This window comes from Alterotamlana spongicola, from assembly GCF_035818475.1.
Lineage (GTDB): Bacteria > Bacteroidota > Bacteroidia > Flavobacteriales > Flavobacteriaceae > Cognatitamlana.
In genome coordinates, this window is sequence record NZ_JAYMGV010000001.1 from 1781456 (window position 1) to 1795007 (window position 13552).

The window sequence follows — 13552 nt, forward strand, 5'->3', positions numbered from 1 at the left end:
CCAATGCAAGAAAAATCACAATCTTTCCCTATAAAGGAATGGAATCAAGACGATCAGCCCCGTGAAAAACTATCTCAAAAAGGGAAGACCGCTTTAAGCGACGCAGAACTGATAGCCATTCTTATAGGATCAGGTAATAAAGATGAAAGTGCAGTAGCCTTATGCAAGCGTATTTTGGCAAGTACTAATAATAATTTAAACGAATTGGGAAAGCGTTCCATAAAGCAACTTATGGAATTTAAAGGCATTGGAGAAGCTAAAGCCATTACTATTGTAGCTGCTTTAGAATTAGGAAGGAGGCGCAGAGGAGAGGAAGCTCTAGAGAAAAATAAAATTACATCAAGTACTTCAGTTTTTGAATTGATGCAACCTGTAATAGGTGATCTGCAGCACGAAGAGTTTTGGATTGTATATTTGAACAATGCCAATAAGGTCATTCAAAAAAATCAATTGAGTAAAGGAGGTATAACGGGAACTTTGGTAGATGTTCGTTTAGTATTAAAAACGGCATTAGAAGTTGGGGCTATAGGGTTAATCTTAGTACATAACCATCCTTCAGGGGCTTTAAAACCCAGTGAGGCTGATAAACAAATTACACAAAAATTAAAAAATGCAGCTCAAAACCTAGATATAAAAGTTTTAGATCACCTAATTATTACAGAAAAAGCATATTTTAGTTTTTCAGATGAAAATCTATTATAATGCTTTTAGTTTATACCCATAAAATATCACCGCGTTTAAATTATGTTTTTAAGCATATTTGTACCCGGGTATTAGGAATTAAAATAGGGTTTACTACAAAAATAGAAGAATTCATTGCTCATGACAGTTTAAAAATGTCTTATACCAAACAGCAATTAAGTAATGAGTTTTTTGTTAAAAGCCATGATATTTTATTTGAGCAAGGCTTAAATGATATTGATATAAGTATACAGGATTGGGAAGAAACAAAATGTTTTTTTTATAACGGAGACAAGAGTGCCATACCTTTTGATATTTTTTCTGCATCTTTTTATTTGTTATCCAGATATGAAGAATACTTACCACATGTTAAAGATGAATATGGACGGTTTACTGCTACTGAAAGTTTAGCTTATAAAGAAGGGTTTTTGCATCAACCGGTTGTAGATATTTGGGCTTATAAGTTTAAAACAGCATTGCAAGAGCAATTCCCGGATTTTGAATTTCCTTTAAAGGCGTACAATATAAAGCCCATTATAGATGTACCAAGTGCTTATAATTACAAGTTAAAAGGCTTACTGAGAACTTTAGGAGGTATTTTAAATGATTTAGCCAGGCTAAAGTTTAAAAGTTTGTATTCCAGATTTATGGTACTCCTCGGTTTTAAACACGATCCGTTTGATAATTTTAAATATTTAATTAACAGGCAAAAAAGTTCGAAATTTAAATTTTTATTTTTTTTTCTTATTGGAGATTATTCCACTTATGATAAAGGTATTAACCCAAATAAGAAGAAATTTGTATCCCTTATAAAGCATATTGGAGATTATTGTAGAGTAGGGCTTAAAATTTCCTTTTTAGCTATTGAAAATAAAGCTATTTTAAAAAAAGAGAAGCTAAGGATAGAAGATATACTGAATACCAATTTAAAAGCTTCAAGGCAGTCTTTTTCAAAGTTAAATTTACCCGAATCCTACAGAAACCTTATTGAGTTAGAAATCCAGGAAGATTATACTATGGGGTATGTTAATCAAATAGGGTTTAGGGCAGGGTCTTGCTCACCATTTTTGTTTTATGATTTAGACTATGAGGTGCAAACCCCTTTAAAAATAGTACCGTATCCTTTGATAGATTATGCGCTTTTAAAGTATAAATCATTATTGGATAAAAAGAAAGTTTTAAATGAAGTTATAAATGAGGTGAAAAGAGTAAATGGCGATTTTGTTCCGATATTTCACAACTATACTTTTGGTGATGATATACAATGGAGAGGGTTTAAAGAATTGTTCAATTTAATTTTAAATTCAGCTAATGAAAATTGATGGAATAACTGATGTGTTTTTTGATTTAGATCATACTTTATGGGATTTTGATAAAAATTCGGCTTTAACTTTTAAAAGAATCTTTCAGATGAACGATCTAAATGTAGAGCTTAAAAAATTTCTTTTACACTATGAGCCCATTAACCTTAAATATTGGAAACTATACCGGGAGGAAAAAATAAAAAAGGAAACATTACGTTTTTGTAGATTAAATGAAGCTTTTCAAGCTATAAATTATAACGTAGAAGAAGAATTAATTTATAAATTATCAGATGATTATATAACACATTTAACGTCGTTTAACCATCTTTTTGACTATACTTTTGAGATTTTAGATTATTTAAGCTTTAATTATAATTTGCATATTATTACCAATGGATTTGAAGAGGTACAACATATGAAACTGGCTAAATCTGGAATTGATAAATATTTTAAAACAATTACCAATTCTGAAATGGTTGGTGTAAAAAAGCCAAATTCCAAAATTTTTAATTATGCTCTAAAACAAGCAAATGCACAGACTGATAAAAGTCTTATGATAGGAGATAGTTACGAAGCTGATATCTTAGGAGCAAAAAATGTAGGAATGGAAGTTATTTTTTTTGATATAAAAGGCACAAAAATTGATGACGATATTATTCAAATAAACTCACTTTCAAGATTGAAAAAATATCTATAAACCCCACTCTACAACATATTTTTATGAACTATAAGACTTTTAAAAGGCTATATTTTCAAATACTATTAGTTTTTATAGCAACATCCTGCACCAAGCCTGTTGATTTTGAGCAAGCCAAAGATTTTGAGATTACACCGGTTATTGAATCAAGCCTCATCTTTTTTGATGAACCGGCAAATCAATTTTTAGATAATGGATCAGAAATTAGAGTTGTACAGGATTTTGTTTTGGTGAGTTTTTTTGATGATGAGTTTATTGTAGATAACCTTATTAAAGCAGAATTTTTATTTGAAGTTGAAAACTCAATACACAGGAATTTTGAATTACAGATTGATTTATTTGATGATTCAAACCAATTACAGCATACATTTACGGTTTCAGCTCAAGCCTCTTCTGAAGGGGACTTTATAGAAACATTTGAAGGTACCAAGCTTCAAGCATTAAAAAGTACAACCGCAATAGTATTTACACTAAGAATGCTTCCAGGAGTTCCTATTAACCAGGATACTTTAGGGAACATACAATTACAATCTTCTGCAGTTTTTTATTTTAAAATAGGTGATACCCAATGAAAAGAAAGATAAGTACTTTGGTTATACTGGTATTTTGGGGTGTTGCATTATCTCAAAACAAACAGATTTTATATGGTTTTTCAGAAATACCACAATCTCTATTACTTAATCCGGGAGGAAAAATAAAAAACAAAGGCTATTTTGGGATTCCTTTGTTATCTCATGTACATTTTGATGCCGGAATAACAGGAACCACACTTTACAATATTTTTGCTGATAATAACACAGATTTCAATACAAAATTGAGACATGCGGTTTATGGTATGAATTCAAACGACCTGATAAGTTTTAATCAGCAACTAGAGATATTCTCAGCAGGTTTTGCCTTTGGAAAGCGCTACGAAAAAAATGAGTATCTGAGTTTTGGCCTGTATGAGGAATTAGATATTATTAATTATTTTCCAAAGGATTATGCTGTTTTAGCTTTAGAAGGTAATCGCAATAATATTAACAGAGTATTTGATGCCAGTGATATTAATACTAGTGCTGAAGTGATCTCTGTGTTTCATGTAGGGTATAACAAAAAAGTTAATGATAGGTTTACTTATGGCGTGAGAGGAAAAATTTACTCAAGTATTATAAATGTTAATTCCACAAAAAATAAAGGACGTTTTGTGACCGTAAGAGGCAATGATAATATTTATGATCATATTTTTGATCTGGATCTTGAGTTACGAACATCCGGAATTGCAAGTTTTATAAATGATGAAAACTCAGAATTCAGTAATGATATAAAAGCACTGAGAAAGCGCGTCCTATTTGGTGGTAATCTGGGATTAGGTTTTGATGTTGGCTTTACATATCATATGACCGATCAATGGACCTTTGATGCCAGTTTACTAGACATAGGCTTTATAAGCCATACTAAAGATATAGAAAACTATGCTGTACAAGGCAAGTATACTTTTGAAGGCATTAATCCCATTTTTACAGAATCAGGATCAGGCCAGACAGCTGATGAATACTGGAGCGAAATAGAAGAAGATTTTGAAGATCTTTTTACAGTGGATACTACAACCACTAAATTTACAACATGGCGCCCGGTTAAATTAAATGCTTCATTGAATTATGCGTTTGGAAAAAAGCTGGAAGAAGATTGTAACTGTGTCCAAAATGATGAAGGCTATTTAAATGCAGTAGGTTTACAACTATTTGGGATTAATAGACCTAAACTACCACAATTAGCATTAACAGCATATTATTACAGACGATTGTTTAAAGGATTGCGTATTAAAGGAACTTACACTATAGATTCTTATTCGTTTAATAATGTGGGTTTAGGAATTTCAGCTCATATTGGTAGGGTGAATTTTTATTTTATGGCAGATAATTTTTTAGATTATAAAAACATATATAATGCAGATGGTGTATCTTTACAATTAGGGTTTAACTATATATTTAATAAAAATGAAGACTAAGTTTTTTTCAATATTGATGATGTGTTTTGTTGTGTCATCTATTTTTTCTCAAACAAATTTGAACAAGTATAAATATGTAATAGTTCCTTGGAATTTTGATTTTTTAAAACAGAAAGATCAATATCAATTAAATTCTTTAACTCAATTTTTGTTTAATAAATATGGCTTTAATGCTATAATGGAAGGCGAGGATTACCCTGAAGATTTACAAGTGAACCGGTGTTTGGGCCTAAAATCTGATGTGATAAAAGATTCCGGTATGTTTAAAACTAAACTGAATGTGGTATTTAAGGATTGTAATGATAGGGTGGTTTACACTTCAGAAGTTGGGGAGAGTAGAGAAAAGGACTATAAATCAGCTTATAGTATGGCTTTGAGAGATGCTTTTAAATCTATTGAAGCACTTAATTATAACTATGTGCCGAATGAAAGCGTAACGTCATTGGCTTCACAAACTGTGGCAGCCAAAACAGAAGTGTCTGATGAAATTCAAGCTCTCAAACAGGAAATAGAAACGTTGAAAAAAGAAAAAGCTTCAGAGGCTGTTGTTGAGGTAGCCCCAAATAATAAACCAATCGTTGTACCTGTTACGCTCCCGGAAGAGGTAGAAGGTGATGCATCAACTAAACCTATGGAAGCATCAAAAATGGAAGAAGGTGTTAAAGCTGTTTTAGCCAGTGTACTGTATGCTCAGGAAATTGAAAACGGCTTTCAGCTTGTAGACAGTTCGCCTAAAGTGGTTTATAAAATAAAGAAGACTAATTTGGATAACGTGTTTTTGGTGGAAAATAAAAGCGCTATTGTATTTAAAAAAGGGGATGAATGGATTTTAGAATTTTATGAAAAAAATGTTCTAAAACAGGAAACGTTAAACATTAAATTTTAAAACCTCTGATGCTCAGGATTCGCGTTAGGGATTGAAGCGGCATCCTTTTTTGTGCTGAAAAAAATAATACCTTAATATTATATCGAGCCGTATTGTTGGAGAGTCGTTAAAATGTTTTTAGCTCTCAAAAAAGATATAGCTAAAAGCCCGACCCTGGGGGTAACGCCCAAAGAATTTTAGTAGTTGTATTTATCTTTCCAGCGTTCTTTTAAAAATGCTCTATGTGCATTTTCCCTGGAGTTATTTCCGGGGTCGTAAAGTGTTGTATTTTTGATCTGATCTGGTAAAAATTCCTGGTTAGCAAAATTATTGCTATAGTTATGTGCATATTTATAATTATCACCATACCCTAGTTCTTTCATAAGTTTAGTTGGCGCATTTCTTATTTCAAGAGGAACGCTCAGGTTGCCTGTTTCTTTAACCAGCTGCTGTGCCTTACCAATAGCCATATAGGCGGCGTTACTTTTTGGGGAACAGGCTAAATAGGTGGCACATTGACTTAATATAATTCTGGATTCAGGGTAGCCAATGGTTGAAACGGCCTGAAACGTATTATTGGCAATAACCAGTGCAGTAGGGTTAGCGTTACCTATATCTTCACTGGCGGCAATGAGTAACCTGCGGGCTATAAACTTAACATCTTCACCACCCTCAATCATACGCGCCAGCCAATACACAGCAGCGTTTGGGTCACTCCCCCTAATGGACTTTATAAAGGCCGATATAATATCGTAATGTTGTTCCCCTGTTTTATCATAATGAACCGTATTGTTTTGAATTTTTTGTAATACCGTTTCGTCTGTAATCTCTATAGTGTCCGTATTATAAGAATTCACAATAAGTTCAAAAATATTCAGTAATTTTCTGGCATCACCTCCTGAAAGTCTTAAAAGGGCATTGGTTTCTTTGAGTGTAATGTTCTTTTTAGAAATCTGCTCATCAACTTCAATAGCGCGGTTAAGCAAAGTTTCTAAATCGGTTTTTTCAAAAGCATTCAGTATATAAACCTGACAGCGTGATAACAATGCAGAAATCACTTCAAAACTAGGGTTTTCTGTTGTTGCTCCTATTAATGTAATCCATCCTTTTTCAACAGCTTGAAGAAGCGAATCCTGTTGTGATTTACTAAATCTATGGATCTCATCAATAAACAGAATTGGGTTTTTAGTTGTAAATAAGCCTCCACTTTGTTTGGCCTTATCAATAACATCTCTAATATCTTTAACCCCAGAGTTTATAGCACTTAAGGTATAAAATGGTCTTTTTGATTCTGATGCAATGATGTTTGCTAATGTTGTTTTTCCTGTACCGGGCGGCCCCCAAAAGATCATAGAAGGAATTAAGCCCTGTTTGATATGTTGTGTTAATGCGCCATCTTTTCCAACCAAATGTGATTGACTTACATAGTCATTTAAAGTTTTTGGACGTAACCGTTCAGCTAATGGTTCATTTACATTCATAACTGTAAAATTAAAGTAAATTATTTAAGTTTTGGGTTTGTCCTTATAGAAAAACAGGGTAGTCTTTACTCGTAATTTATATTTTAAAATTCGTGAATTAATTATTTAGCTATCTGATTTTTTTGAAAATCGAAAAGCTTCAAATAAATGAGGAGATCAGTTACCTGCTCCAGTCTGCCAATTTAGCATCAAATCTTAAGTTGGTTAACTATTTGTTATCTTTAATTCTATGGACCATAAAGAGCATTTTAAGTTTTCTACCGGAGTAGTGGCATATCCCATTTTTTTTGTGCTGGTTATTTGGCTGGTGTTTTGGTCTGAAGTTCGTTTTGGGTATAATTTTAGTAAATATGGGATTTATCCGCAAACCTTAAAAGGTTTGAGAGGGGTTTTATTTAGTCCTTTGATTCATGGCGATTTAAAACATATTTATCACAATACTATTCCGTTATTTGTGCTTTCTATGGCGTTGTTTTATTTCTATCGTCATATTGCATGGAAAGTTATACTATTTGGTATCTTATTATCTGGGTTTATAACCTGGTGTATTGCCAGGCCCTCTTATCATATTGGGGCCAGTGGATTGATTTATGTTTTAGTGAGTTTTACCTTTTTTAAAGGGGTTTTTGCTAAGCACTACAGGCTTATAGCTTTGTCTTTATTGGTTGTTTTTCTTTATGGAAGTATGATATGGTATACCTTGCCTATTGAAAAGGGAATCTCATGGGAAGGGCATTTGGCAGGTTTAATTACGGGGTTGTTATTTGCTTTATTTTTTAGAAAAGAAATAGCTAAACCAAAAAAATATGTTTGGGAAGAAGCGCATTATAATGAAGATGATGACCCTTTTTTAAAACATTTTGATGAAAACGGTAATTTTATTGAAAGTACAGATGAAGAAGAGCAAAAGGAGGCTTTTATAAACTATAATTACAAGAAAAAACCTGAGGATTAACGACGTTGTCTTACAACCTCATATAAAAAAGCACCACAGGCTACAGAAACGTTTAAGGATTCAATATCTCCAAGTAAAGGAAGCTTAGCTCTGGCATCAGATACTTTTATTATAGATGGGTTGATGCCACGACCTTCTGACCCCATGACAATAGCACAAGGCTCTTTAAATGATACATCATATAAAGTGTCGTTTGTTTTTTCTGTTGCAGCTATCACTTTTATTCCGGAAGCCTGCATATAAAAAACGGCATCTTTAATATGATCTACTTTACAGATAGGGATTTTAAAAACAGCTCCTGTACTGGTTTTAATAGTATCTCCATTTACCGGAGCTCCGCCTTTTTTTTGAATAATTATACCATCAACACCGGTACATTCCGCTGTTCTGATTATGGCACCAAAGTTTCTTACATCACTCAACTGATCAAGTAATAAAAAAAGAGGTGTTTTCCCGGATTCAATAACATTTAAGACCAGAGTTTCCATATCATAAAACGCAATAGGTGAAATTTGAGCCACTGCCCCTTGATGGTTTTTATTGGTTAGTCTGTTGAGCTTTTCTACCGGAACATAAGATTTATTAACAGATTTTCTGTTTAATAAGGATTCTAATTCAGAAAACAATTCGCCTTTCAACCCCTTTTGAAGGAAGACTTTATCAATAGTTTCATCAGAATTTATAGCTTCAATGATTGCTCTGATACCGAATATTTGTGTTTGGTTTTGCATGGGGTAAAGGTAAAAAAAAACCACCTCTTAAGAGGTGGTTTAAATATGTGAAATTTTATTTATGGATTTTGATCTCCAACACCTATATTAGGATTAGAGTTTAATTCTCCCTGTGGAATTTGCATTCTAAAGAAATCTCCTTCAATTTCAATATCAATAAGTCCAAAACTTTTATGAGTAGAACCAGGGCCAGTACGATCTAAAGGCTTTTTTAATCTTTTAAGATCATACCATGATACTCCTTCTCCCCATAATTCAATTCTACGTTGCAAGTATATTTCTTCAACCAGAGCATCTCCTGTAGAGGTTGATTTAACATAAGCAGGATCCCTGTTACTCACTAATTCAAAAAGAATATCGGCAGCAGTTGCATCGCCCAAACGAGCTTTTGCTTCAGCTTCTACAAGATAAAATTCTGCTGCCCTCATGTATGAGTAGTCTCCTTCAAAAGTTCCAGTTGCATCTATAAATTTTGTGTTTGTATAAGGAGGATAAGGAGATGTAGCATCATTAGGGTCTACCCAAGCTGCTTTCCTTAAATCCGTATCCGGGATTTGATCATAAAGTCTTCCATCCATCATTTTAAAACCATTACCAAAACCAATACCTCCATAACCGCCAGCACTACTGTCAAAATGAGAGAAGAATGAAATAAAAGTAGTAGAAGATTCATTGTCAATATCTGCTCCCCACATCCATTCTACGTTGTTAATATCATCAAAGCCGTCAGTTGCATATGTGTCTCCAGGCATAAGGCTATAACCAGCTCTGGCAGAAGCAGCATTTTCAGCAGCTAATTGCCATTGACCTGTTTCCAAATACACATTTGCTAAAAATCCGTGAACAACATTTTGATCTATTTCCTGTTTGCTACTTCTGTTGAAGCCATTCAATAACCCAACAGCTTCTTCCAGGTCAGGAATAATTGCATCGTAGGTGTCCTGAACAGTTCCTCTTCCTTTACCATCAAAATCAATTCTATCGGGAACGGGAATACCAGGTTCGTTTTCATTACCTATGTATGTATGAGCGTAAACTCTAACAAGGTTAAATAGGCTAAAGCCTCTAATTGCTAGAGCCTGACCAAGTAAAGCATCCTCTTCAGCACTTCTGTCCATATTGGAAGAAAGAGCATTAATGACGCTATTAGCATCAGCAATTGCGGTATAATAGGTATTCCAAACAATATTTGTTCTACTACTAGTTTGGGCTCTACCGTTATAATTATACAAGAATATATACCAGTTAAAATTATTCAACACTATATCTTGCCCCATCATGTCAGTAATAGCCATAATACCTTTTTGGCCATAATCAACATCTACTCTTGCAGGATTTCCTATGCCGAAGCTTCTTAAATTAGCATAAATACCACTTACAATTGCTGCAGTAGCAGCTGGTGTTTCTGCTACTTGTTCAGCAGATATGGATCTTGCTGGTGCTGTATCCAGGAAGTCTTCTTCACAATTGAAGACCGTTCCTAAAATAATAAATAAAAATAAATATTTAAAGTTTTTCATAGTTTTAGAAATTAAGAGTTAAACCAAGAGATGTGGTTCTAGCTAAACCAAACTCATTAATAGCATTACCAGTAATGCTTAATCTAGGGTCGTAACCTTGTCTTGCTTTACTCCACATATGTAGGTTATTCCCAACGGCATAGATTTTTGCACTGCTTAAGCCTAATTTATTTACTAGGCGAGTATCAAATGTATATGCTAAAGTAACATTTTGCAAGTTTAAATATGAGGCATCAACCAAGAAAAAAGAAGATGTTCCTGCTTGATTTACATCAGTAGAATCTAATCTTGGAATTGATGCAGAAGTATTTTCCGGGGTCCAGGAATTAAATACAACATCTTTATGAAAATTATCACCGGCAGATGTAGTTCCTAAAAGATTTTGGTAAACACCATCATAACCATATCCTCCTATTTGGTAAGCAAAATTAACATTAAGGGAGAAGTTTTTATATGAAAAATTAGTAAAGAATCCTCCATATAGATCTGGTATAGCAGATTTACCGATAAAATATTCAGTAGCATTTACTCTATCATTTGTTTGTTCTCTTTCACCTGTAGGGTTGCCATTTGTGTCTAAAACATCTGTCCACCAAAGACCATCACCATTAGTTGGGTCAACACCTGCAAATTCTCTCATAAAATAATCATATCTTGAGTATCCTTCTTGTAATCTAAAATTACCACTATCAATAAACTCTTCAGGTAATCTTGTTATTTCATTTTTATAATGGGTGGCATTTACCCCTAATGACCAACTAAAGTTGTTATTTAGAATAATATCTCCACTCATTTCAATTTCAAACCCTTTGTTTTCCATGTCACCTACGTTCTCTGGTTTAGTACCAACACCGTCAGATTGAGCCAAAGGCTCAAAGAACAGTAAATCATCTACTTTTCTTACAAAGTATTCTCCGTTAAAATTAAATCTATTATTGAAAAGACTGAACTCAATACCTGCGTTAATATTTGAAGAGGTTTCCCAAACAAGGTTTTCATTACCTAATTGAAAAAATGTAATACCAGGTTTATTACCACCCGCATTTACAATATCAAACTGATCAGTATATGCGTAATAATTTCTATTGTCCAAGTCACCAACTATAGTCCTGTTGTCTTCATATAAAATAGCATCATTACCCTGTTGTCCAAAACTAGCTTTAGCTCTTAAAGAATTGATCCAAGATACATTAAAAAAGTTTTCTTTATCAACAGACCATGCGGCACCTAAACCATAGAAGCTACCCCATCTATTGTCAGGGTGAAAAACAGAAGAACCATCTCTTCTAAAACTACCATTAACAAAATACTTATCATCAAAATCATAAGTAACTCTTGATAAGACACCTTGAAGGGTGTAGTCTTTTTCATATCCGGTTAGGAATTGATTATTAACACCATTATCTAAAACAGGCAAACGATCAATTACTGTTTCAGTTACTTGACCAGCAAGTAATCTGAAATTATAGTCATTGCTTTCATGACCAATTAAAGCAGATACACTATGTCTACCAAAATCTCTTTTCCAATTTAATAATTGTTGATGTGCAATTGTAATACCACGATTTGATCTTGTAGTAATTCTACCGTTGAATCGAGCTGCATCACCACCAATAGGAGTTGCAAATTGAGTAATATTTGCATTAGTTAAATCAACGGAGAGGTTATATGTAAATTCAAAATCTTTAAGAAATTTTACAGATGCACTTAATCTTCCAGAGAGGTTATCGGAAATGTTATCATCAATATCTAATAAACTAGTAGCTACTGGATTTGTATTAGATTTAAATGCTGGCCTTGTTCCTATTTTACCTGGTTCTGTTAAACCAAAGTCATACACTCTATTTCCATCACTGTCTAAAATAAATCCACCTTGAGGGTTTCTACTAAAAACCGGATAAACAGGAGCAGTTCCTCTTGACCATCCCGCAATATTACTAACGTTACCAGAGGTAAAACGGTTTAAGGGGTCATCTGACAATGTATGTGCGTAGTTCATGCTACCACTGATTTTTAACCAATCAGTAGGCTTAAACTCAGAAGATAAACGGGCAGTGGTTCTTTCAAAACCAGAATTTATTATAATTCCTTCATCCTTTAAGTTACCAATAGAAAAGAAAGAACTTGATTTATCATTTTGATACCTTAAGCTAAGATAGTTTTCTCTTCTAAAACCATTTCTGTATGATTCATCAATCCAGCTATCCTGATATAATAAGTTAGCACTAGGATTAACTCTACCTGTGCTTGTGTCAATTATTGCATTGTCCGCAACATCATATGCATTATAGCCTATCGATATATCTCCTCCGCTTATTAATGTGTTTGAAGCGGTTTGAGCTGCGTCTTGAGGTGTTGATCCACCGTTGATCAAACCAATTCTAATTCTTTCATAAACAGCCTCATAGTATTGGGCAGAGCTGGTAATAATATCATATTCGGGAACAGCCCTTGAGTTTACCCCTACTTTAGAGTCAAATGTTATTTCTAATTTATCTTTCCCCCCTTTTTTAGTGGTAATTATAATTACACCATTAGCACCTCTGCTACCATATAGCGCATTAGCTGATGCGTCTTTTAAAAAGGTCATAGATTCAATATCCTGAGGGTTTATGGAATTCAGGTTACCATTAAAAACTGTGCCGTCAACTACATATAAAGGAGCACTAGAAGAATTAATGGAGCCTATACCACGAAATCTAACTGTTGGGTCAGCACCAGGAGCCCCAGATTGATTTATAATTTGAACACCAGCCACTTGACCAACTAGACCTTGAACAACTGAAGCAGTAGGGATATCAGCTATAGCTTCTGTTTTTATTGTTGTTACAGATCCTGTAATCTCTTCTTTCTTTTGAGTACCATATGCTACTACTACCACTTCTTCAAGAGAAGTAGCATCCTCTTGTAAAGTAACATTAATGGTGTTTGAAGCACCAACAACAATTTCTTGAGTGGTATACCCAACAAAACTAAACACCAGAGTAGCTCCAGTATTAGCTTCAATTGAATAATTACCATCAAAATCTGTTGAGGTACCCGAAGTTGTACCTTTAACTAAGACTGTTGATCCAGGGAGTGGTAAACCAGATTCATCTGATACCGTACCTGAAATTGTCTTTTCTTGTGCAAAAGTAAGTTGCACAACTAACGCCAGTAATAGCGTTAGAATTCCACTAAACTTTGTTTTCATTTTATAATTATTTGAATTAGTCAACGCCAAAAATCATAATAAAAAGTTAATTATGCAAAGAAAGTAAGTGAAAAAGGTGAAATAAGTGCTAATAATTAACAGTTTTTGGTTTTTAAGTTATCAATTTCATTTGAT

At 33.6% G+C, this 13552-nt stretch carries 11 protein-coding genes; 7 read left to right on the forward strand and 4 right to left on the reverse strand.

Translation table 11 applies throughout. The features are described from left to right. Positions 1-3: 3 nt before the first annotated feature. Genes radC through VOI54_RS07720 form a run of 6 tightly spaced genes read left to right on the forward strand, consistent with a single transcriptional unit; the run spans position 4 to position 5558 of the window. Positions 4-702 (forward strand): RadC family protein, encoded by a 699-nt coding sequence (gene radC / locus VOI54_RS07695; RefSeq protein WP_326282149.1) that lies wholly within the window; start codon positions 4-6, stop codon positions 700-702. Next, positions 702-2003, forward strand: coding sequence for a polysaccharide deacetylase family protein (locus VOI54_RS07700; protein ID WP_326282150.1), 1302 nt, complete (start codon positions 702-704; stop codon positions 2001-2003). Before radC ends, VOI54_RS07700 begins: the two co-directional genes overlap by 1 nt. Continuing rightward, positions 1993-2682 (forward strand): YjjG family noncanonical pyrimidine nucleotidase, encoded by a 690-nt coding sequence (locus tag VOI54_RS07705; protein ID WP_326282151.1) that lies wholly within the window; start codon positions 1993-1995, stop codon positions 2680-2682. The genes VOI54_RS07700 and VOI54_RS07705 overlap by 11 nt, the downstream gene beginning before the upstream one ends. 23 nt (positions 2683-2705) lie before the next feature. After that, positions 2706-3254, forward strand: coding sequence for a hypothetical protein (locus VOI54_RS07710; RefSeq protein WP_326282152.1), 549 nt, complete (start codon positions 2706-2708; stop codon positions 3252-3254). Beyond that, positions 3251-4672, forward strand: a complete 1422-nt coding sequence (locus VOI54_RS07715) for a DUF5723 family protein (protein WP_326282153.1) — start codon at positions 3251-3253, stop codon at positions 4670-4672. The genes VOI54_RS07710 and VOI54_RS07715 overlap by 4 nt, the downstream gene beginning before the upstream one ends. Beyond that, positions 4662-5558, forward strand: coding sequence for a hypothetical protein (locus VOI54_RS07720; RefSeq protein WP_326282154.1), 897 nt, complete (start codon positions 4662-4664; stop codon positions 5556-5558). The genes VOI54_RS07715 and VOI54_RS07720 overlap by 11 nt, the downstream gene beginning before the upstream one ends. A 176-nt stretch (positions 5559-5734) precedes the next feature. Here the strand turns inward: VOI54_RS07720 and VOI54_RS07725 are convergent, their stop codons facing one another. Beyond that, positions 5735-7018: a replication-associated recombination protein A gene (locus VOI54_RS07725; RefSeq protein ID WP_326282155.1), complete on the reverse strand. Its 1284-nt coding sequence runs from the start codon at positions 7016-7018 to the stop codon at positions 5735-5737. Positions 7019-7247: 229 nt separating this feature from the next. Between VOI54_RS07725 and VOI54_RS07730 the strand changes: the two genes are divergently transcribed. Beyond that, positions 7248-7973, forward strand: coding sequence for a rhomboid family intramembrane serine protease (locus VOI54_RS07730; RefSeq protein ID WP_326282156.1), 726 nt, complete (start codon positions 7248-7250; stop codon positions 7971-7973). Here the strand turns inward: VOI54_RS07730 and rlmB are convergent. The 3 genes from rlmB to VOI54_RS07745 are packed head-to-tail and all read right to left on the reverse strand — an operon-like array spanning position 7970 to position 13417. Continuing rightward, positions 7970-8704: a 23S rRNA (guanosine(2251)-2'-O)-methyltransferase RlmB gene (gene rlmB, locus VOI54_RS07735; RefSeq protein WP_326282157.1), complete on the reverse strand. Its 735-nt coding sequence runs from the start codon at positions 8702-8704 to the stop codon at positions 7970-7972. The genes VOI54_RS07730 and rlmB overlap by 4 nt on opposite strands. Before the next feature lie 59 nt (positions 8705-8763). Beyond that, the gene (locus VOI54_RS07740) at positions 8764-10224 is read right to left on the reverse strand and encodes a RagB/SusD family nutrient uptake outer membrane protein (RefSeq protein WP_326282158.1); all 1461 of its coding nucleotides are present in this window, start codon (positions 10222-10224) and stop codon (positions 8764-8766) included. A gap of 4 nt (positions 10225-10228) precedes the next feature. Further along, positions 10229-13417 carry a SusC/RagA family TonB-linked outer membrane protein gene (locus VOI54_RS07745; protein ID WP_326282159.1) on the reverse strand — a complete coding sequence of 1063 codons (3189 nt, stop codon included), beginning with the start codon at positions 13415-13417 and terminating at the stop codon, positions 10229-10231. Positions 13418-13552: the final 135 nt, after the last annotated feature.

What these genes read in the sequence shown, in the direction of transcription:
- VOI54_RS07705 (WP_326282151.1), top strand. Translation starts at nt 1,993, where the DNA reads ATGAAAATTGATGGAATAACTGATGTGTTTTTTGATTTAGATCATACT.
- VOI54_RS07725 (WP_326282155.1), bottom strand. Translation starts at nt 7,018, where the DNA reads ATGAATGTAAATGAACCATTAGCTGAACGGTTACGTCCAAAAACTTTA.
- VOI54_RS07740 (WP_326282158.1), bottom strand. Translation starts at nt 10,224, where the DNA reads ATGAAAAACTTTAAATATTTATTTTTATTTATTATTTTAGGAACGGTC.
- VOI54_RS07730 (WP_326282156.1), top strand. Translation starts at nt 7,248, where the DNA reads ATGGACCATAAAGAGCATTTTAAGTTTTCTACCGGAGTAGTGGCATAT.
- rlmB (WP_326282157.1), bottom strand. Translation starts at nt 8,704, where the DNA reads ATGCAAAACCAAACACAAATATTCGGTATCAGAGCAATCATTGAAGCT.
- VOI54_RS07720 (WP_326282154.1), top strand. Translation starts at nt 4,662, where the DNA reads ATGAAGACTAAGTTTTTTTCAATATTGATGATGTGTTTTGTTGTGTCA.
- VOI54_RS07715 (WP_326282153.1), top strand. Translation starts at nt 3,251, where the DNA reads ATGAAAAGAAAGATAAGTACTTTGGTTATACTGGTATTTTGGGGTGTT.
- radC (WP_326282149.1), top strand. Translation starts at nt 4, where the DNA reads ATGCAAGAAAAATCACAATCTTTCCCTATAAAGGAATGGAATCAAGAC.
- VOI54_RS07745 (WP_326282159.1), bottom strand. Translation starts at nt 13,417, where the DNA reads ATGAAAACAAAGTTTAGTGGAATTCTAACGCTATTACTGGCGTTAGTT.
- VOI54_RS07710 (WP_326282152.1), top strand. Translation starts at nt 2,706, where the DNA reads ATGAACTATAAGACTTTTAAAAGGCTATATTTTCAAATACTATTAGTT.
- VOI54_RS07700 (WP_326282150.1), top strand. Translation starts at nt 702, where the DNA reads ATGCTTTTAGTTTATACCCATAAAATATCACCGCGTTTAAATTATGTT.